Below are 19,883 nucleotides of genomic sequence, written 5' to 3' on the forward strand. Positions count from 1 at the left end.
ATGTATGGAAACTGTTTCTGTTACCATTGATGGTAAAAATTATCGCATGGCTTGTAATAAAGGACAAGAACGTCATCTTATGGCACTTGCAGCTCAATTAGATCAATATATTAGCCATTTAAAGAAGAATTTTGGTGAAATTGGCGACCATCGTTTATCGGTGATGGCCGGCATCATGATTATCGATGAAATGGAAGAAATAAAACGAGAAAATAAAAAGTTACAAGAAGACTATGATGCGCTTTTACGACTCCATAATGAAAGAGACCGTACCATGGGAGAAATTATGCGTGATACCACACAACGCATTGAAAAACTCACCAACCAATTGCTCAAAGATGATCAAAACAGCACAAACACTCAAGAACAAGAACAGGAAGACCTCTAAACATACATCAAGCCGTAACAAACCAGCAATGTGTGACGTATCTCTCACATTCTTACAGGACAAAAATTCTTAAATTGATCTCCATAAACAGTTTAGTTTATTGAGCAGATTAATGTGCCTCACAAAGAATAAGGCGCCGCCCAGTTGCAGTTTCACGGACTTATTTTAAAGAGATATCTTAGCACCCAAACTTATTTTACGATAGCACCCATGAATGCTATAAAGGCAAATCCATTAAAGCTCCCCCATCTTTACACTTGTAAAGGAAAAGAAGAAAATAAAGGAAAAAGTCGTCGCTCTTGCATACTATCCCCAATATTGCAACAGCTCTTAGCTCTTGAAATGTTTCATGCAAAAACATGGCCTTTCTCAATAGTTTTTATCCACGGAGGCTTTCTCACTTGTAACGTATAAGAAAATAGACATGATTGACACAGCATGAAACCAATTTAAAATAAGAAAATCTTATGATCTTGGAAAACGATCATTCCAGTTGAATAACGCTCAATTATTATAAATCAATATATTATCAACGCACCAATAATACATAAAACTCGATGCATAGAATTAATGATTTTTGTAAAAGACAGTGCACAAAAAATAGATTTTAAAACACCTTGACCCGTCATTTTTTTCCATAACATGCGAGTATAACTTTTTAAGCGCACGATGTTTTTGGTATATAATTTTATTCAATTCTGTTTACAAAAGTTTCATCCGTTCGCAAAAGTTTAAAATGAAAACAATTTTAAAGGTCTTGTTCAAACATCAAAAGAATAAACACTCATGATGAATGAACACCGCGCTCATAAGACAACATTTATCAAGCGATCCAAAACATACCTCAATAAGATAATAAGATAAAAAAAGCTCCTCTTTAAATTCTAGACGACTGTTTCGCGATAACAACCAACACCCCAGAACGCCATCCCCGCATCTGCTCCTGCCCCCAAAACCTGACACCAAAATGCCGTGCTCTTTCCCTAACGGAAGATCGAAGCAATAATGAGTCTATTAAAACGCTCACGAGAAGCGCACATACCCGTTGTTCCTAAATCCTTTTCAAAGGCACATGAAAAAAGCTCATATGTCAATGGGTCAAAGTCCTTTCGTTCCATCTTGAGAGACAGAAGCAATACGCAAAAGATTTGTTGCACCAGAGGTTCCAAGAGGAACACCGGCTGTCACAAGGAAGCGATCTCCCGCTTGACAAAAACCTTCCTGAAAGGCAATGGCGGCTGCGCGATCAACCATATCCTCTAAACTCCATGCGATCCTCGCTCACCACACAATGAAGCCCCCAAACGAGTGCCAAACGCCGTGCTGTTTCCACAACGGAAGATCAAAGCAATAATCGGTTTATTGGGACGCTCACGAGAAGCACGCACACCCGTTGTTCCTAAATCCTTTTCAAAGGCACATGAAAAAAGCTCATATGTCAATGGGTCAAAGTCCTTTCGTTCCATCTTGAGAGACAGAAGCAATACGCAAAAGATTTGTTGCACCAGAGGTTCCAAGAGGGATACCAGCTGTCACAAGGAAGCGATCTCCCGCTTGACAAAAACCTTCCTGAAAGGCAATGGCGGCTGCGCGATCAACCATATCCTCTAAACTCCGTGCGATCCTCGCTCACCACACAATGAAGCCCCCAAACGAGTGCCAAACGCCGTGCTGTTTCCACAACGGAAGATCAAAGCAATAATCGGTTTATTGGGACGCTCACGAGAAGCACGCACACCCGTTGTTCCTAAATCCTTTTCAAAGGCACATGAAAAAAGCTCATATGTCAATGGGTCAAAGTCCTTTCGTTCCATCTTGAGAGACAGAAGCAATACGCAAAAGATTTGTTGCACCAGAGGTTCCAAGAGGGATACCAGCTGTCACAAGGAAGCGATCTCCCGCTTGACAAAAACCTTCCTGAAAGGCAATGGCGGCTGCGCGATCAACCATATCCTCTAAACTCCGTGCGATCCTCGCTCACCACACAATGAAGCCCCCAAACGAGTGCCAAACGCCGTGCTGTTTCCACAACGGAAGATCAAAGCAATAATCGGTTTATTGGGACGCTCACGAGAAGCACGCACACCCGTTGTTCCTAAATCCTTTTCAAAGGCACATGAAAAAAGCTCATATGTCAATGGATCAAAGTCCTTTCGTTCCATCTTGAGAGACAGAAGCAATACGCAAAAGATTTGTTGCACCAGGGGTTCCAAGAGGAACACCGGCTGTCACAAGGAAGCGATCTCCCGCTTGACAAAAACCTTCCTGAAAGGCAATGGCGGCTGCGCGATCAACCATATCCTCTAAACTCTTTGCATCCTCGCTCACCACACAATGAAGCCCCCAAACGAGTGCCAAACGCCGTGCTGTTTCCACAACGGGTGATAAAGCAATAATCGGTCTATTGGGCCGCTCACGAGAAGCGCGCACACCCGTTGTTCCTGAAGCCGTATAGGCAACGATAGCCGCGAGTGAAAGTGTTTCAGCAATCTGACGCGCTGCAAGAGAAATTGCATCTGTTCCTGTTGATTCTGGTGCTGGATGTTGTGCTCCAACCTGAGCGGCATAAGTATGATCTTGTTCAATTTGCCGTGCAATCTTATCCATCATAAGCACCGCTTCTTCCGGATAACGACCAGAAGCAGATTCAGCAGACAACATCACCGCATCTGTTCCCGCATAAACCGCCGTAGCCACATCTGACACCTCTGCGCGTGTAGGAACAGGAGAGGTGATCATTGATTCGAGCATTTGTGTTGCCACGACGACAGGTTTTCCAGCTAAACGGCAAGCTTTTATCAGCTCCATTTGAAGTGCAGGAATCCTTTCTAAAGGCATCTCCACACCCAGATCGCCGCGTGCAATCATAATACCATCACAAACTTCAATAATCTTTTCTATATGCTCTAAAGCTTGCGGCTTTTCGATTTTAGCCATCAAAGATACCTTACTTTTCGTCAACCGACGCACGGCCATAATATCTTCTGGACGTTGAATAAAAGAAAGAGCAACCCAATCAACAGGCTGTTGCAAAAGAGCTTGAAGATCAGCCTTATCTTTTGACGTTATCGAATCAAAAGGCAAAGTGGTATCAGGAAAACTCACACCTTTTCGATCAGAAATACGGGTACCAGAAACCACACGACACTGAACAAAATGATCATCACAAACTTCAGCACAAAGCTCTAATCTTCCATCATCAATGAGCAACCGATCCCCTGGCTTAATCGCCGAAAAGACATCCCTATGTGGGAAAAAAACACGCTGTGCATCACCAAGTACATCACGACTATCTAAGGTAAAGATTTGCCCAGCACGTAAATCTTCTTGACCGTTGGCAAAACGACCAATACGCAGTTTGGGCCCCTGAAGATCCACTAAAATACCAATGGGTCGTTGAACGATTTTTTCAACCTCTCGGATAGACTTGACCAAGTCACCCATTGTATCACGATCCGTATGGCTCATATTAAGGCGAAAAACATCTGCTCCTGCCCTAAAAAGCTTCTCAATCATTTCACGAGAAAAAGACGCAGGACCAAGAGTCGCAATAATTTTTACTTTACGAGAACGTTTCACGGGAGAGAATTTCCTGAAAGAGAAGGGACAACGGAATTATTGAATAAAGATTCATCCGTCAACTGCACCATCCAACTGGTTTGATTACCGGTATCGATTTCCTTAAACTCAGCCTTTTGATATCCGCGAGGGAAACAATCATGAACCCCTTGAATGGTAAACTGGCTATCTTGCACACACATGGTTATAGAACCTGCCCAGTTTCCTTTTTTTTGCGCCCCTTCCGCATAAAAATAATAAAACCGTGAAGCAAGGGGCCCTTCGATTAAGGTTTTACATTCTGTGACAGGAACCACCCACCAACCTTCGCTTACCCACCCTGAAAACGTACGATATCCAAGAGCAACCCCCACAGACTGTTGGGTTGCATTACACACCCTAAAGTCAGCTTTTGCACAAACAACAAGGGGAAACACGAGCAAAATGCTCAAGAGAAAAACCTTTAATCTTCTTCTCAATGCCCAATATCGTTTTTTTAAAATCACAAAACTTCCTCTATAAGGTCAAATAATGTTAACTTTCAACAAATTATAAATCTCTTTTTCCAAAAGTCTTTCAAGTCTAAATAATATATTTTCACATTTTTCTTTTTATAGCCCTTTTATAAAGGCATATATATTAAAAATTTTACAAAATATTTAAAATCAATTTGTAAAAAACTGTAAAGCTTGATTGATTTTTTATTTTTCAAGCTTTTCCAACATAAATTTATCGTCGAAAAAACAACTTAAAATAGATAACCTGGAGAAAAATACCATGAATGATACAGTGACCGATCAAACACATGCTATATCCGTCAACCAATTACGCTCTTTTATTGAACGAATTGAACGACTAGAAGAAGAGAAAAAAACCATTTCTGATGACATTAAAGACGTTTACACAGAACTTAAAGGCTCAGGTTTTGATAGTAAAGCTGTGCGAAGCATTATACGGCTACGCAAAAAAGAAGAGCATGAACGAATGGAAGAAGAAGCCATCATTGAACTTTATAAAAATGCGCTCGGAATGAGTTAATATCTTTAACACCAATGGAAATTTTCTTAAGAAAATGACAAATGAAAAAAACGCATGAATGCACAAAAATTCTGCTACCCTTGAGCAATTTGTGCAAAATAACAAAAAACTCGTGTGACTTGTGACGAGATGGCTGGTCACAAGGATTCGTGAAATTGCAATAGCCCTCATATTTGAAAGGATTCATGAAAAGCGCATTTTTATTCTCCAATTCTTTTTATCCATACGGGTATTTTTATTCATATAGACATTTTTTATCCATATGAGCTGCCTCTTTTATAAACCAACCGCACCTGTGCATAAAAGCAAAGCATTTTGAGTGCAGCAACCTAAAAACAGGGGAATTCTGCGATATTCAAGGATTCTTCTTAAAATTGAAAAACAATGAATGATAATGATCAATCAATGCATTATCTAGGATAAAAAAACATGTAAAGGAAGCGGCTCAAAGGAGGCTGCAACTGAAATCCGCTCAACAAGAGGTCTTTACAAAAAGAGAGATTTAAGGATCTTTGTCTTTTATAATAGTGAAGAATTCAGCATATTGATACATCTCATCAAAATCCCCTTAAGAGAGCTTTATGCAGATCTATTGGCCGGTTCATAAAGATCATTTATTCGAGAAGTTAGAATATGATCTCTCCATTTTCCAGAAATCATCAAATAATCCTTGGCATAGCCTTCTTTTTCAAAATGAAGACGCTTTAATAAAAGTCCGCTTTTTATATTCTCAGGTCTATAATTTGCCATGATCCTATGCAGGTGATAAACATGAAAGATATGACGTATGAGCGCCGATAAACTCTCAGACATGAGACCTTTGCCTTGTTGTTTTTCATCAAGAGAAAAACCAAGATGACAGGCTTGAAAAACACCACGAACCACATTTGTGAAGTTCACAACACCAATGATTGTATTTTCATCTTTTAAGCGTACCGCATATCGGTATGCTTGTCCCTGCCTGCTTTCTAAAAATAAGCATTAGCTCTTGTTTCCCAAGCGGTTAGAGTATGGTAATCCTCCGCTCTTATAGGTTCAAAAGGGCGCAGATAATCCGCATTACGCAAGTAATAAGCAGACAATTCAGCCGCATCTTCTAAACCAATCAATGTGGAAATTGTTCGCTTTGTTTTAATTGCCATCATTTTCTCCTCCCAGAAATATTGCAATTAATACATTGATTTATCGTAATAAATTATCATTCTTTTAAACTTAAATCATTAACGTCAAATACAACACGCTTTTCGCATCAAAACAGCTGCTTACATAAGAATCAATGAGGATTATTTGCTTGTTACTTTATAAGCGGAATTAGTGTGTTTAGGGTATAAAATAAGAACAAGAAAATGCTTCTTATGCATGCTTTCAAGTGCCAAGGGCTCTAGCAACACTCAAAGGCTGGCATAAGTTTGTGATGGAACCAACAATTTCCCTATACGGAACTTTGAAAAAAACACACAGCAGAGATATTCTGTTTTTTGCCTTGGTTTTTTGCCTTGTAAGCGGAGAAGTTACTTATTTTGCACCATTCTATTCGACATATAACCACCCGCATACAAAGCCCTATGATCATCGCCTTAAAAAACCAACATAGGGGATATATATACGATCTAAAAGGTCTCTGTCATAGCTTTAAACAAAACACTGATTCCACAAAATTAGCCACAAACGCTTGCAACAAATCCAAGAAACCGCAACACAAAGCTCTTAAAAGTCCGATAGCACAAAAGTACTTCGCATTCCCTGTTTTTACTTTCCATTTCTTCACGTAAAAATTCTCGCCATTCTTTTTGTGTGCCATTCTCTTTGTATGCAAGTATTTTTCTTTTTTTTAAAACGCTTATTGATAAATATTTAAAACGCTTCTTTATCCCTACGATAAAACTTACTCAAAGAGCTCTTATTCAACCTTTTTATTTCATTTTGCAAAACAGTGAGTGCTAATGGCTATATTTCCAATGCTTGTCCTCTCTATAAATTCTGACATCTGCTTATAGAACAATTTGCCCTATGTTTTTTCTCTTGTCTCAGTAAAAACAACCATCTGTTGATCAATCATTCACCCATTATAATATATTTATTTATAATGATAATTTATCGTTATCCCTCTTGAATGAAGAATCCCGACAATCGTAAGATTTCCTCATTTCAAGTCGTCTTATTTTGAATCATAAAAAAACACCTCTCTTGCGCATCACAAGCTATGTGTGGCTTACAAGCTAAGGACGACGTAGAGATAAAAACGAAGAAGGCCCCTCCTATGAATTCTCTTAAAACGATAAGAATTGTCGGACATTGAAAGCAAAACAAAGTATGTAACGGTGCGTACATGCTTGCATAGATAAAATTTTGACAAAACGCACCGCACCAATAATTTTTTCTTTATCAAGATTTCTTGTAACAAGAATTATGCAAAAAAAGCCAAACATAAAAAGTCACAGTTTGCTTCAAGAATCCATTGATCAGCACCATAACTTGAATCGCAATTAAATGAGCTTCAGTCAAAAGTGCATTTTTAAAAATCAACTCCTTATAAAATCAATATATTGATTTGTAATAATAATTCTACCTATTGAATGAGAGACCCCAATACCGTAAGATTCTCTGATGATAAATCTCTTTCATATTGAATCAATTAAAATCGTTTTCTTGCACGTTAAAAGCGAGATAAATCGTGTGGAGTAAAACTGTATAAGAAAAGACTAAAAATGGCTTTTCATGAATGCTCTTACGCGCCAAAAGTTGGTCCACAACACCCAAAGGCTGGCAAAATGTGTGATGATGCCAAAACTTGCTTCTTTTAAAAACTTCAAAGATGGGGATGCTCAATGGATCGACCATTATACCATTCACGAGAGCACCGTCGTAAAACAGGTGTGATGTGCTCTTTGAAAGATGTTTTTTTTAATAGCAAGGATACTGTCGTCGTGCTTCAATATGTCCAAGTACTCTACAGAAAACAATGATGCAAAATCTCTTAAAATACTTTAATATTCATCTTTGAAACCTTAACATGAACAGGCTTCTATTTCTTCGCGTAAGATTTCAAGTTCTAGCCATTCTTCTTGCTTTTGTGTGCACATATTTTGCTTTTTTTCCAACGCTGTTGTTAAACGCTCAAAACGCTCTTTATCACTGCTATAAAGAGCTGGATCAGAGAGCTCTTGTTCAATTTTTTTGATTTCATTTTGCAACACAGCGATTTCTTCAGGCAATTTTTCCAATGCATAGACCTGCTTATAGGACAATTTGCTGCGTGTTTTTTTCTTTTCCCTGTCATTCAAGCTAGGATCTGTTGATGAAGCACGTTTTCCGTACTCACCCATATGAGACTTTGAAAATGCTTTACGGTGCGATAATTCTATCCCCTTGCGTTGTAACTTCAGAGCCTGCTTATTTTGCGCCATCATATCGCTATAGCCGCCCGCATACAAAACCCAATGACCATCACCCTCCGGTGCTAACATATGCGTTACAGTACGATCTAAAAAGTCTCTGTCATGGCTTACCAACAAGACTGTTCCCGCAAAATCCGCAATAAATTCTTGCAACAAATCCAAAGTTTCCATATCCAAATCATTGGTTGGTTCATCAAGAATTAAAAAGTTTGCAGGACGCGAAAGAAGACGCGCAAGCATGAGACGCGCTCTTTCTCCCCCAGAAAATTCTTTAAGGGGGGTGCGCGCTTGTTCCGGTAAAAATAAAAAATCTTTCATATAAGAAACTACATGCCGCTCTTGCCCATTAATCACAAGAGTATCGCCCCGCCCCCCTGTTAAATAATGTGCCAAAGTTTCTTCTTCATTGATAATCCGTTGCTGATCAAGCAATGCCATAGAAAGGTTATAGCCATGCCTTACTGTTCCACTATCCACGGCTTCTTTCCCAATCAATGCGGAAAGGAGCGTTGTCTTTCCAATACCATTAGGTCCTACCAAACCAATGCGATCACCCCGCTGAATGCGTAAAGAGAAATCTTTCACAATCACGCGTTCACCATAAGATTTTGAAATTTTCTTTGCTTCAAGCACCAATTGACCAGAATCATGACTTTTGGCAGCGCTCAACAGTGCACTTCCCGGCTGCCCTTTATAGGTTTGATGACGCTGTCTTAAGTCTTTGAGTTCCCCCAAGCGCCTTACATTACGCTTACGCCGTGCACTCACACCATAACGCAACCATTGCTCTTCGCGAACAATTTGGCGCCCCAATTTATGCTGCTCGAGTGTTTCTTCTTCTAGTGCTTTATCACGCCAACTTTCAAATTCTGAAAAACGCTTTTCCAGTCTTTTCGTTGTCCCACGATCAAGCCATACCGTTGAACGCGTGACATTTTCTAAAAATCGTCGATCATGGGAAATCACCACAATCGCTGAACGCAAAGAAGATAAAACCCCCTCCAACCATTCAATGGTTGGTAGATCAAGATGATTGGTTGGTTCATCTAAGAACAAAATATCGGGTTTTGCTGCGATAGCCCGAAGCAATGAAACACGCCGCTTCTCACCCCCCGATAATGTTTCTAATTTTTCTTCCCCCGAAAAACCTAACTTTGTGCGAAGCGTATTAATCCACTGGACATCAGATGTCGCGTCCAGTCCTGCTTCCATATAGGCATTAATATCTTCAAAACCTGAGCAATCCGGATTTTGAGAAACATAACGCAAGAGCACCCGAGGGTGGCGAAAAATTTCGCCTCCATGAGGCTCTAATATTCCTGCGGCAATTTTTAACAGGGTCGATTTTCCACAACCATTACGGCCCACCAGCGCAATACGCGCCCCCTGCTCAACCGATAAACACGCTTGGTTGAGCAAAGGCGTTGTCCCAAAGGTTAGGAAAATGCGGTCAAGCCGCAGCAATGGCACTGCCATTAACGAACGCGGCGCGGACAAGATGCTTGATACATCATCCCTCTTGCATCACGGTAAGTACATAATTGTTGTACAGGAACTCTTTGCGCACAAGGTGCTTGGTAAATATATCCTCTACGACCACGATACGTACACAATTGTGATGCCTGTTTTTGTTGTCTTCTTTGATTTACAGCCTCACCGGTTACTGTTCCAGCTAAAGCACCAAATGCCGCACCGGTAAGCGCTGCTCCAGGCGTGCTCCCGCCAATAGCCGTTCCAGCCAAGGCACCAATTGCAGCACCGCCTACACCGTAACGTGCAACACGTTGATCATTTGTGGTACAAGCTACTGAACTGAAACCAATCGCAGAAACGACGGCCACTTTTAAAACTGATTTTAACATATCAAAACCTTTCCTTCTCAAGATCAATACATAATATATCGTTTATGTCAGCACTTAATCACTAAGCCCCCCCCTTGCCTTATTCAAAATATTATTGGAAGAGCTTTATGGCATAGGCACAGACGCTAACAATATAGCTTTTCCAGAACCTAAATGGCAAGAAAAGGTTCCACAAATACGGTTAGAAAGTGTCAAAGAAGAGCCAAATGACACATTTTTGTCACAAATTGGCCATTTTACCCCTTTAAGAGTTAAGCCTTTTAAGTCAGAAAAACCGATAAGACTAAACAAGCACCCTTTAGGTAAATCATACGGCACAAGTTTTGGTAAAACCGGCCAACCTTCTTCTAGGCCGCTTGTCAACAACACTGAAATGCCTTTCTCAGCCATCATCAATGCTTGCGTCATATGAGAAAGGCTATGATCACTTCGCTCCCCTCCCAAAGCCCCGCACAAAATAAGCTTTTTAGCCCCATTTTGTAGCGCTCTTTCACAAGCCAAAGCACTATCGGTCATATCTTTATCAGAGGGAAAAACCTCACGCGGAACATGGTTATATTGATCTATCAGGGTCTGATCAGACGAATCAAAATCTCCTAACCACAACTCAGGCTTTACATTAAGTGCTTCCGCATGACGCATACCACCATCCGCAGCAATCACCCGACTGTTTTGAATTTGATTCAACAAACGATCAGTGATACAAACATCTCCGTTTAACAATATCGTAAATGTTGTCATGCCATATTTTGCCTTTCACAACCTTTCATAAAGTTTCCTTCTTTAGCATCCTCTTAAATTAAATCTAAGGGCCATTTTTTATAAACAATAACCGTGATATAGCCAAACAAATCCTTACCCCTAAAGCTTCTCTTTAAAAACGCACAATACAAAGATATACATGAAATTTGCCAAAATACACCGCACAAACAACATACTCTGTGACTCGACACACCGCATTTTTCAATGGCGTTTTCTTTGTCGCGCGCCTTTTTATAGAGCTTCTTTCATCAGTTTAACACTTCTCCTTTCAGCGTGTCATACACCCCTTTCTCAAAATGATAAGCTTTCTTCCAGTTCTTCTGAAACAGTCAAACGTACTAACAACCACAATATCTATGTCACATTAAGCGCTCTGCAACACCCCCGTATCTTGCAAATGTATGGTGGTGCCTATCATGATACAAAACTTGAACGCTTTTTAGCAAAGATCGTTCGTAAACTAACCCTTACCTCACACCATTCTCATCAAAGCTATTCTGTCACCATTTTAAACTCAGAAAGTGTCAATGCATTTGCGCTTCCCAATGGTTCAATCTACATCACCCGTGGTATGCTGGCACTTGCCAATGATTCTTCAGAAGTTGCCGCCATTTTAGCCCATGAGATAGCCCACATCAGAGCCAATCATGGCATTTTACGTCTGCAAAAAGAAGCAGAATTGAAGAAGATGATAAACCCTATGTCTCCACGTCTTCTTTCTTCTATAGACAAAAAACTTCATAATCCCATACACAGCAAGCAACAACTCGCGCAATTTTCCCGCAATCAAGAGCTGGAAGCTGATTCCATTGCCCTCGAAATGCTCCAACAAGCAGGATATGATCCATTTGCCTCACCACGCTTTCTCCAAACGATGGAAGCCTACAGTGCTTTTCAGCATATCTCTGGCACCCCAAGTGCTTCCTTAGATTTTCTAGCTTCTCACCCAACCACCCCTCAACGCATTCGGCTTGCGATAGAAAAAGCCCATAAAATCAGTAAAAAAAACAAAGGACACACGGATCGCGATTCTTTTCTCAAAAGTATTGATGGCATGACTTTTGGAGAAAGCTTTTATACAGGATTTGTACGAGGCAACCAATTTATTCACCCACAATGGCGCATCGCTTTTTCTATTCCCAACAATTTTACAATAGAACATTCAACCCACACAGTTTGGGCAAGTGGCCCCAATAAAATAGCGATTCGTTTAGATGCTGTTCCCTATCCTGCTGGAATGTCTGCAAGCGATTATTTGAAAAGCGGGTGGATTATTGGGCTAGACCCATCCTCTATTCGCCCCATCACGATTCAAGGACACCCCCATCAAGGACACTTAAGCCAAAATTTACTTGGAGCGCGAGCCCATGCGACTCATGAACAATGGCAATTTGATGTGGTTGTCATTCTGTTTAATGATCATATTTTTCGTTTTCTGACAGCTGCCCCCTATAATTCTCAAAATTTTGCAGAAATTGCCCAAAAAACAATCCAAAGCTTTCAGCCTCTTTCAACTTTAGAGTTAAAAAAATTGAAACCCTTAAAAATCCGTGTTGTCCGCGTTAAACAAGGAGAAAACGTTGCAAGCCTTGCCAATAAAATGCAACACACACCCAACAAAGAAAAACTCTTTCGCATTCTCAATGCTCTCTCACCAATTCAAACTTTACATGCCGGCACAAAAGTAAAAATTATCACCGACTAAGACTCCTTTTTCACCGGCTACAATCTTGATTCTTTTGTGTCTTTAATCACCCTCTCCTAAAGTCTATTCGTAAATGAAGCCGGCCAAACCCTCAAACCAGCTTCATCACGCCCTATCCCCCGCACCTACGCACTCTGCTTTTTCCTCAACAAAGCCCTTCACAGCTTATATATCATAAGCATCTTCTGAATGAACCGTAAGGAGAGCGGAACGCAATTTCTGCAAAGCCCGTGCTTCAATTTGACGCACACGCTCTTTCGAAATTCCTAATTTTTCACCCAACACTTCTAGAGTAGCCCCCTCTTCATTTAAGCGACGAAAGCGAATAATTTCCAACTCTCGTTCGTTGAGAATTTGCAACGCATCGTAAAGCCATTGTGTACGCCGTTGACCATCAATCACTTGCTCAATTAAAGCATCAGGAAGAGGATTCTCATCAACCAAAACATCCATCTTGGCAATGGGATTATCACTGTTTTCAGAAACAGAAACGCTCAAGGAGTTATCTGAACTGGAAAAACGAAAATCCATTGTTTCAACATCGCGTACAGAAACACCGAGTTTTTCAGCGATTGTGCGAAAAATATCCTGTTTTGACAAAGCACTATCATCTTGCACCAGTTTTGCCCGCAACCGCCGAAGATTAAAGAAAAGTGCTTTTTGCGAAGAGCTGGTTCCCCCTCGAACGATTGACCAATTTCGCAAAATATAATCTTGGATAGAAGCCCGTATCCACCATGTTGCATAGGTTGAAAAACGCACTTCCCGATCAGGTTCAAAACGTGCAGCGGCTTCCAACAAGCCCACATACCCTTCTTGTACCAAATCCCCTAAGGGCATTTTGAAACGTTTAAAACGGTTTGCAATAGCAATCACCAAACGCATATGAGCCGCTGCAATTTGATGCATGGCATCATCATCGCGTTTGTCTTTCCATCGCAGAGCCAAATCATGCTCTTTTTGTCGTTCAAGATAAGGTGCTTGCATAGCAGAACGCATCATATTACGTCCTAAGCTTTTGTCTGCATCGCTATAATTTTTGCTGCTTTTATAAACAGCATTTGAAAGATTACCCATAATAACCCCTTGCGATTAAAATTATCAAAATCGATTTGGCAACGATACCATTGTTCTTCCTTAAAAAGAACTAAAAAGTTGTCCGCTCATGCTCTCGCTACTTTAGCGTGTAATTTTATAATCGCAATTGTTTTTTTCATGATTATGGTAAAACTTTTTATCATAAGACATAATTTCACCTGAAAAACACTCCTGCAATACGCCTTTTTGCCTATGAAATATTTGAAAAAAAATTCTCTTCACGTTTCATGACAAAACAGCCAAAAAAATAAAATGATCAGAAAAAATATACATGCTGCTTTTTTGATGATCGATTCCGTTTTCTTTTAAATTTGAAAGAATCTATTTTTATGCTTTCAGCTTTACATTACAACTAATAAGTGTAATTTACAAATATAAAACATCTTAACTGAATAAAAACTGAATAAAAAAGAAGTATCTACGTTTTAAAGACGCAAAAAGAAACATCAAAAAACGACAAGAGTGATTGAAGCAAGCGCAACAAACGTGTTAAAGAAAGAGCAGCATTATGGGGTTATCGCAAAAGGTTTTTTACCAGTGTTGCACTTAGAAAGAAAATAATCATGGATAGCAAGATTGTTCAACACAATGAGATTCTTCAGGATGATATTCTCATTGAAAAATACGGAAGGGGTAAATTTGAAGGTTTTCGTTTTTATGCCAACAAAAACGATACCGATCAAACAATTGAGAAGCAAGTCTCAATAGAGAATGAAAGTTTGATTCTTGCGTTTTCCAAACGCGCAACACGTTTTTGTGCTTGTGCCAATGGCGATTTTACCCTCAGTTCTGATGGCATTGTGCGCTGGATTGGTCAACCCGTAGGACAGCTTGTAGCGACAGAAGATTTTTTCAAACCAAAACTGATTGTTTTAGCAGACACACAACTCATCGGAGAAGCCCGCGATAACGTCGTGAAACGATTAGAGCGCTTTGTAACCTTTCATTTTGAAACGGCTTTAAAGCCCCTATTTGATTTACGCAATGCCGATAATTTAACAGATTCAACCAACAGTCTTGCCTTACAACTGGTTAACTCTTTAGGGGTTTTACCGCGCCGAGAAGTTTTAGACCTTGTCAAAAACCTTGCGCAAGAATCACGTGCTGTGCTTCGGCGTCTAGGTGTGCGTTTTGGTGCTTTTCATATCTATGTTGCAGGAATACTTAAACCTGCCCCGGTTCAAGCCATTACCCTGTTGTGGAACCTTCAAAATGTAGGACAAGATCAAACAGGTTTGAGTGAAATTTTCACAGCATTATCAGCTGGTCGCACCTCTTTAATTGTTGAACCTACCTATAACCGCCAGTTTTATCAATTGGCCGGTTACCGCATCTTAGGACAACGTGCTGTCCGGATTGATATTTTAGAGCGTCTTGCCAATCTCATTCGCCCCGCCCTTCATTGGAAACAAGGAAATGATCCAAAACCTGATGGTGCCTATGATGGTAAAAGTTTTTTTGTGACCCCAGCCATGATGTCTATTCTTGGAGCCAATGGAAATGATATGGAAGAAATCCTCAAAGGTCTTGGCTACCAATCATACAGTATAAGCCATGCTGTTTTTGAACAAAATCTCCTTGCACACCAAAGCTCTTTTCCTCTCAATGCGACAACCCAAAAGGTTCGACCAGCAGAATTTGTTGGTAGTCATTGGCAAACAATCAGTATTTCAGAAACAACACAAGAAGAAAAAAGCACTTTACTCCTGAATAGTTTATCCTCTCATCTTAAAAAACACCCCCATAAAACCAATAATTTACCAGCAGCTGAACCTGTTGGAAATTTTGCCAAATCTACTCCTCCTATCGCAGAAGATAAAGTTATTTTATTATGGCATTATAGGCGTCAATTTCACCACAACACACAAAAAAAACGTGATAAATCCGGATATAAGTGGAAAAATAAACCGAAGGGCGATGTCAAAAAAGAGGATAATGCGAATGGAAATCGCCTTCAAGAAGCGCCATCACAAACAAAACGTTCTCATAAGTTCCATAAGTCCCAAGACAAGCGTACAAATCATAAATCCTTTCAAAAAGAAAAGCGTCTTAACCCTGATTCACCTTTTGCGAAACTCGCGGTGCTACGCGATCAACTCACCAATCATAAAAACACAAACACTCTTTCCTCTAAAAAGCATTAAAGTAATAAATGGAGTTTGATCTTGACCCACGTCGTAACCGACAACTGCATTCACTGTAAATATACGGATTGCGTTGAAGTTTGCCCTGTTGATTGTTTCTATGAAGGTGAAAATATGTTGGTGATTCATCCTGATGAATGCATCGATTGCGGTGTTTGTGTTCCAGAGTGCCCAGCAGAAGCCATTATACCTGATACAGAGCCAGGGCTCGAGCAATGGTTAGAACTCAATCTTGATTATGCCAATAAATGGCCTAATCTGACAACCCGCAAAGAGCCTCTTCCTCAAGCAAAAGAAATGGATGGCGTTCCAAATAAACTAGAAAAGTATTTTTCAGAAAATCCAGGAAGCGGCGAAGAATAATGATACAGTGCACAACCCCTTCTTCACCAAGTAAAAGACTTCTTTTGTAAAAATAAAAAATCCTTAAGTGAAATGATTGATTCTTTTGAAGTTTGATGTTAGTGTTATCTTAACATGATCATCTTTCTAAGTATTTTTCTTTGCTTTTCGTAATAAAGCAATGTATTTTTTTTGGATTTAAAAGTACTCAACTTTTATACTCACTTAATTGGTACAATATACTTGGTTAAAGAAAACTCAACCCTCAGGTTTATAGCCTGTTTTCCGATACATTTATTGATCATAAGGGAGTAAAATAAAATTATGGCATCCCAACATGGAACATCTTCCAAGATTAAAGAATTTGCAACCTCTGAATATATTGTCTACCCTACACACGGGGTGGGACAAATTATAGCAATTGAAGATCAAGAAGTTGCAGGACACAAATTAAAACTCTTTGTCATTCATTTTGCAAAAGATAAAATGGATGTCAAGGTTCCCATTGCAAAAGCCCTTTCCGTTGGAATGCGTAAGTTATCTGCTAGTGATTCCGTTGAACGCGCCTTAGAAATTTTACGCGGAAAAGCGCGCGTTAAACGAACCATGTGGTCTCGCCGTGCTCAAGAATATGATGCTAAAATAAACTCTGGAGATCTTATTTGTATAGCCGAAGTGGTTCGTGATCTTTTTCGCTCTAACCTACAGCCCGAACAATCCTACTCTGAGCGTCAACTTTATACCGCTGCTCTTGAAAGAATGGCCCGTGAAATTGCGGTTATTAATACTCTTTCTGAAACAGAAGCGATTAATCTTATCGAGATGCATCTTTCCAACAAGCCGAAACGTGAATTTAAAACTGAGAGAGAAGAGACAGCTGAAAACAGCAAAGCTGTCTGCGCTGCGTAGTAGATTCTTTCATAACGGCAAAATATTTTGATAAAACCAGTTTTTTGCTGGTTTTATTTTTTTATCATCCTCTGTATTTTTAAAGATAAAGCTTCTTGGAATACCACTAAATAATCTAACATTTTGACAAGTTCTACCCGCCGCCACCGCGTGCGTCTTATTATCCATTTTCAAAAGATATGATTGTAAACTTGTAGAGAAATTTTCCCCTTTAATTGTTTTTTTTTAACTTTTTTCACCATTCACGAAACATCTCTTGGGTTTCAACAGAAAAGCATATGGTAATAGAGTGTTTTGGTGATCCTAAAGGCTTATCATAAAGGGAACGAAGATCCCTTGATAGTTTTCCCATGCCGCTTGATTGGGAGCTCTATCACTCCATCTCCGCTCTTTTTGTTCATCGAGAAAAACCAACATTTGAAATCGTTGCAATAAGCCGTCATCATTTATTCCACAGTGCATTGCTTGAATAAGTAGAATAATCCGTGAAGGTTGAATGCCCCTTATAATTGAAAAATTTGCGTTGGGAATAAAAGTGGTTCCACGCCCGATACGGTCATAGATGTATGACTTATTGCCATTAAAAGCTGTTAAACAGAAAGAATGGGTCTGATAAATACTCCTTCCGTTCCAAATTGGCTAAAAAACAAGATAATTTATTACGAATTAATAAGAGACCACAGAGATTTTCTTTTAACAATTCCCCAAACTTTTCAACCGTGACATCATTGATGATAAGACGTCGTTTATTAAGCGTGCATCATCATCATTTTCTTTGTTGTTTAAGAGATTGAGCAAGAAAGAAAGTCCCCCCTAAACTATAAAATGAAGTGCGATACAGATAGAATATACAGTTTTACACATTATGACAGCATTAATTATTTTTATGTTTGCCTTTTACCGTCCCTAGAAAACAGCTCTGTAAAAATATTTTTAAGAAAAATGATTCCATGCGTGAGCTAACTTATATCAATACCCAAGCTCTTAACGAAGTTATCATAAAAGATACTGCACATAAGCAACCTTTTATCTTCTCTCAAGAAAACAAAAAAACCACCCCCCACAGTAGAATCACTTTTCTACGGAAAAACCTTACCATTTACTCAAGGAAAAGCAGAAAATGCACGGCTTGAGAACGTGCATCAGTCCTTAACCACTAAAACGGAACGTCCACGATACATTCCCGTCTTCAAATCAATATGATGAGGGCGACGCAATTCACCTGAATTTTTATCTTCGATATAAGTCGGCGCCTTCAGAGCATCAGCGGAACGGCGCATGCCCCTCTTCGCTGGAGAGGTTTTTCGTTTAGGTACAGCCATAAAAAGACACTCCAAATCCATTAAAACAGAAAAAGCAATCTCAAAGTTGACAATGCTTCATTTAAAAACACCATAAAATTTTGAGAGCACTATACACTGATAAAAAAGAAGAGGCAATGTCAAAATGATCACCCTCGTACCAAAAATAATCTTCTTTTTATCAAAAATGATGTCACAATAGTTCAGTAAATATCAAAAACACTGAAAAATTCGGAAATTTTATACAGCAATAAAAGCATTTTTATAAGACAAACATTTCATTTTTTATTTGTTTTTAAAAGGGATTTGCGCATACAGTAGAGATACGCATAATAAAGGGACGTTTATTTTTAATAAAAAGTGATACCAATTGATGAAAACAAGAAAAAGCAACAGCCTTTCTCTTAAAACTTCATAATTTCATTTTTGTAAAAACAAAGGAAGCAAGAATGCACGAATTTACCACCCTTCTTGCAAAACATGGCCACACCGTTGAAAGGCGACTAAGCACACTGTTAAGTGATCACATCCAAAATGGTGAAATTTCACGTCCTGAAAACTTAATCAAAGCCATGCGCTATGGTGTGCTGAACGGTGGAAAACGCCTGCGACCTTTTCTTGTGATTCAAAGTGCTGCACTTTTTGATGTCCCTGTAGAGCATTCACTTGATGTTGCCTGTGCCTTAGAATGTGTTCACTGTTATTCGCTTATTCATGATGATCTTCCAGCCATGGATAACGATACCCTCCGACGTGGAAAACCCACCGTTCACATAGAATTTGATGAAGCAACAGCAATCCTCGCAGGCAATGCTCTCTTGACATTTGCCTTTGAAATTATTGCCCATAAAGCCAATACACTGTCTACAGATATCAGAATAAAACTGATCACAGCTCTTGCACAATCAGCTGGGCTTGGCGGTATGCTAGGGGGACAAATGCTGGATCTTGAAGCTGAAAAAAAACCACAAGAGAGTACCGACATCATCACACTACAACGCATGAAAACAGCAGCTTTGATAAGCTTTGCTTGCCAAGCAGGCGCCATCATTGGCAATGCATCAAAAGAATTAACGACAAATTTAACAGCTTTTGGAACCTATCTTGGTTTAGCCTTTCAATTAACCGATGATCTTCTTGATGTTACTGCTAACACGCAGATCCTAGGCAAAACCGCTGGGAAAGATGAAGCGGCACAAAAGGCAACTTTTGTTCGTCTTTATGGCATTGAAGAAACCCAAAAAAAGCGAGATGCGCTCATCACAAAAGCTGAAGCCCTCTTACACCCCTTTGGTGTCAAAGCACTCCCCCTCCAACAAGCCGCCCGCTTTAATGCAACACGCAAAAATTAATCTCAAGTCTTGCTTCATTTTACACC

At 39.7% G+C, this 19,883-nt stretch carries 16 protein-coding genes and 4 pseudogenes; 8 read left to right on the plus strand and 12 right to left on the minus strand.

Translation table 11 applies throughout. From position 1 onward, the window contains the following. The first annotated feature begins 4 nt into the window (after positions 1–4). On the plus strand, positions 5–388 hold the full coding sequence (locus tag AC6ER9_RS03120) for a cell division protein ZapA (protein WP_497074952.1): 384 nt from the start codon (positions 5–7) through the stop codon (positions 386–388). A gap of 1,098 nt (positions 389–1,486) precedes the next feature. Here AC6ER9_RS03120 and AC6ER9_RS03125 read toward each other — a convergent pair. The 5 genes and pseudogenes from AC6ER9_RS03125 to AC6ER9_RS03145 form a co-directional block, all read right to left on the minus strand. Then, positions 1,487–1,788 (minus strand): annotated as a pseudogene (locus AC6ER9_RS03125) (pyruvate kinase alpha/beta domain-containing protein); the annotation flags it as partial. A gap of 46 nt (positions 1,789–1,834) precedes the next feature. Beyond that, positions 1,835–2,136, minus strand: a pseudogene (locus tag AC6ER9_RS03130) (pyruvate kinase alpha/beta domain-containing protein); the annotation flags it as partial. A 46-nt stretch (positions 2,137–2,182) separates the two neighbouring features. Beyond that, positions 2,183–2,484 (minus strand): annotated as a pseudogene (locus AC6ER9_RS03135) (pyruvate kinase alpha/beta domain-containing protein); the annotation flags it as partial. 46 nt (positions 2,485–2,530) lie between these two features. Then, on the minus strand, positions 2,531–3,967 hold the full coding sequence (gene pyk, locus AC6ER9_RS03140; protein ID WP_497074953.1) for a pyruvate kinase: 1,437 nt from the start codon (positions 3,965–3,967) through the stop codon (positions 2,531–2,533). Next, complete coding sequence (locus tag AC6ER9_RS03145) at positions 3,964–4,452, minus strand: DUF1036 domain-containing protein (protein ID WP_497074954.1); 489 nt, start codon at positions 4,450–4,452, stop codon at positions 3,964–3,966. Before AC6ER9_RS03145 ends, pyk begins: the two co-directional genes overlap by 4 nt. A 271-nt stretch (positions 4,453–4,723) precedes the next feature. Here AC6ER9_RS03145 and AC6ER9_RS03150 point away from each other — a divergent pair, with 271 nt between their 5' ends. Next, complete coding sequence (locus tag AC6ER9_RS03150) at positions 4,724–4,984, plus strand: DUF2312 domain-containing protein (RefSeq protein ID WP_039760779.1); 261 nt, start codon at positions 4,724–4,726, stop codon at positions 4,982–4,984. Positions 4,985–5,563: 579 nt separating this feature from the next. On the opposite strand, the pseudogene rimJ reads toward AC6ER9_RS03150, so the two are convergent. After that, positions 5,564–6,126, minus strand: a pseudogene (gene rimJ / locus AC6ER9_RS03155) (ribosomal protein S5-alanine N-acetyltransferase). A 1,686-nt stretch (positions 6,127–7,812) separates the two neighbouring features. Between rimJ and AC6ER9_RS03160 the strand changes: the two are divergent. Next, positions 7,813–7,950, plus strand: coding sequence for a hypothetical protein (locus AC6ER9_RS03160; protein WP_497074955.1), 138 nt, complete (start codon positions 7,813–7,815; stop codon positions 7,948–7,950). 42 nt (positions 7,951–7,992) lie between these two features. Here the strand turns inward: AC6ER9_RS03160 and AC6ER9_RS03165 are convergent, their stop codons facing one another. From AC6ER9_RS03165 to AC6ER9_RS03175, 3 genes are all read right to left on the minus strand, one after another. Then, positions 7,993–9,858 (minus strand): ABC-F family ATP-binding cassette domain-containing protein, encoded by a 1,866-nt coding sequence (locus AC6ER9_RS03165; RefSeq protein WP_497075260.1) that lies wholly within the window; start codon positions 9,856–9,858, stop codon positions 7,993–7,995. Next, a complete protein-coding gene (locus tag AC6ER9_RS03170) occupies positions 9,858–10,244 on the minus strand; it encodes a YMGG-like glycine zipper-containing protein (protein ID WP_497074956.1) in 387 nt (128 codons plus the stop codon). The genes AC6ER9_RS03165 and AC6ER9_RS03170 overlap by 1 nt, the downstream gene beginning before the upstream one ends. 105 nt (positions 10,245–10,349) lie before the next feature. Further along, positions 10,350–10,985: a thiamine diphosphokinase gene (locus AC6ER9_RS03175; protein ID WP_497074957.1), complete on the minus strand. Its 636-nt coding sequence runs from the start codon at positions 10,983–10,985 to the stop codon at positions 10,350–10,352. A gap of 160 nt (positions 10,986–11,145) precedes the next feature. Here AC6ER9_RS03175 and AC6ER9_RS03180 point away from each other — a divergent pair, with 160 nt between their 5' ends. Beyond that, positions 11,146–12,711: a M48 family metalloprotease gene (locus tag AC6ER9_RS03180; protein WP_497074958.1), complete on the plus strand. Its 1,566-nt coding sequence runs from the start codon at positions 11,146–11,148 to the stop codon at positions 12,709–12,711. A 165-nt stretch (positions 12,712–12,876) separates the two neighbouring features. Here AC6ER9_RS03180 and AC6ER9_RS03185 read toward each other — a convergent pair whose 3' ends face one another. Next, positions 12,877–13,788: an RNA polymerase factor sigma-32 gene (locus AC6ER9_RS03185; RefSeq protein WP_497074959.1), complete on the minus strand. Its 912-nt coding sequence runs from the start codon at positions 13,786–13,788 to the stop codon at positions 12,877–12,879. Between the two features lie 584 nt (positions 13,789–14,372). On the opposite strand from AC6ER9_RS03185, the gene AC6ER9_RS03190 reads away from it, so the two are divergent. The 3 genes from AC6ER9_RS03190 (at position 14,373) to AC6ER9_RS03200 (ending at position 17,204) form a co-directional block, all read left to right on the plus strand. Continuing rightward, positions 14,373–15,953 carry a hypothetical protein gene (locus tag AC6ER9_RS03190; RefSeq protein WP_497074960.1) on the plus strand — a complete coding sequence of 527 codons (1,581 nt, stop codon included), beginning with the start codon at positions 14,373–14,375 and terminating at the stop codon, positions 15,951–15,953. Between the two features lie 21 nt (positions 15,954–15,974). Next, a complete protein-coding gene (fdxA, locus tag AC6ER9_RS03195; RefSeq protein WP_497074961.1) occupies positions 15,975–16,316 on the plus strand; it encodes a ferredoxin FdxA in 342 nt (113 codons plus the stop codon). A 303-nt stretch (positions 16,317–16,619) separates the two neighbouring features. Beyond that, positions 16,620–17,204: a CarD family transcriptional regulator gene (locus tag AC6ER9_RS03200; protein WP_497074962.1), complete on the plus strand. Its 585-nt coding sequence runs from the start codon at positions 16,620–16,622 to the stop codon at positions 17,202–17,204. Between the two features lie 303 nt (positions 17,205–17,507). Here the strand turns inward: AC6ER9_RS03200 and AC6ER9_RS03205 are convergent, their stop codons facing one another. Beyond that, positions 17,508–17,840, minus strand: coding sequence for a DUF3987 domain-containing protein (locus AC6ER9_RS03205; RefSeq protein WP_497075261.1), 333 nt, complete (start codon positions 17,838–17,840; stop codon positions 17,508–17,510). A 506-nt stretch (positions 17,841–18,346) separates the two neighbouring features. After that, positions 18,347–18,526: a 50S ribosomal protein L32 gene (gene rpmF, locus AC6ER9_RS03210; RefSeq protein ID WP_005774555.1), complete on the minus strand. Its 180-nt coding sequence runs from the start codon at positions 18,524–18,526 to the stop codon at positions 18,347–18,349. Positions 18,527–18,954: 428 nt separating this feature from the next. Between rpmF and AC6ER9_RS03215 the strand changes: the two genes are divergently transcribed. Then, positions 18,955–19,857 carry a polyprenyl synthetase family protein gene (locus AC6ER9_RS03215; protein WP_497074963.1) on the plus strand — a complete coding sequence of 301 codons (903 nt, stop codon included), beginning with the start codon at positions 18,955–18,957 and terminating at the stop codon, positions 19,855–19,857. Positions 19,858–19,883 lie beyond the last annotated feature (26 nt).

This window comes from Bartonella sp. SL317, from assembly GCF_059687655.1.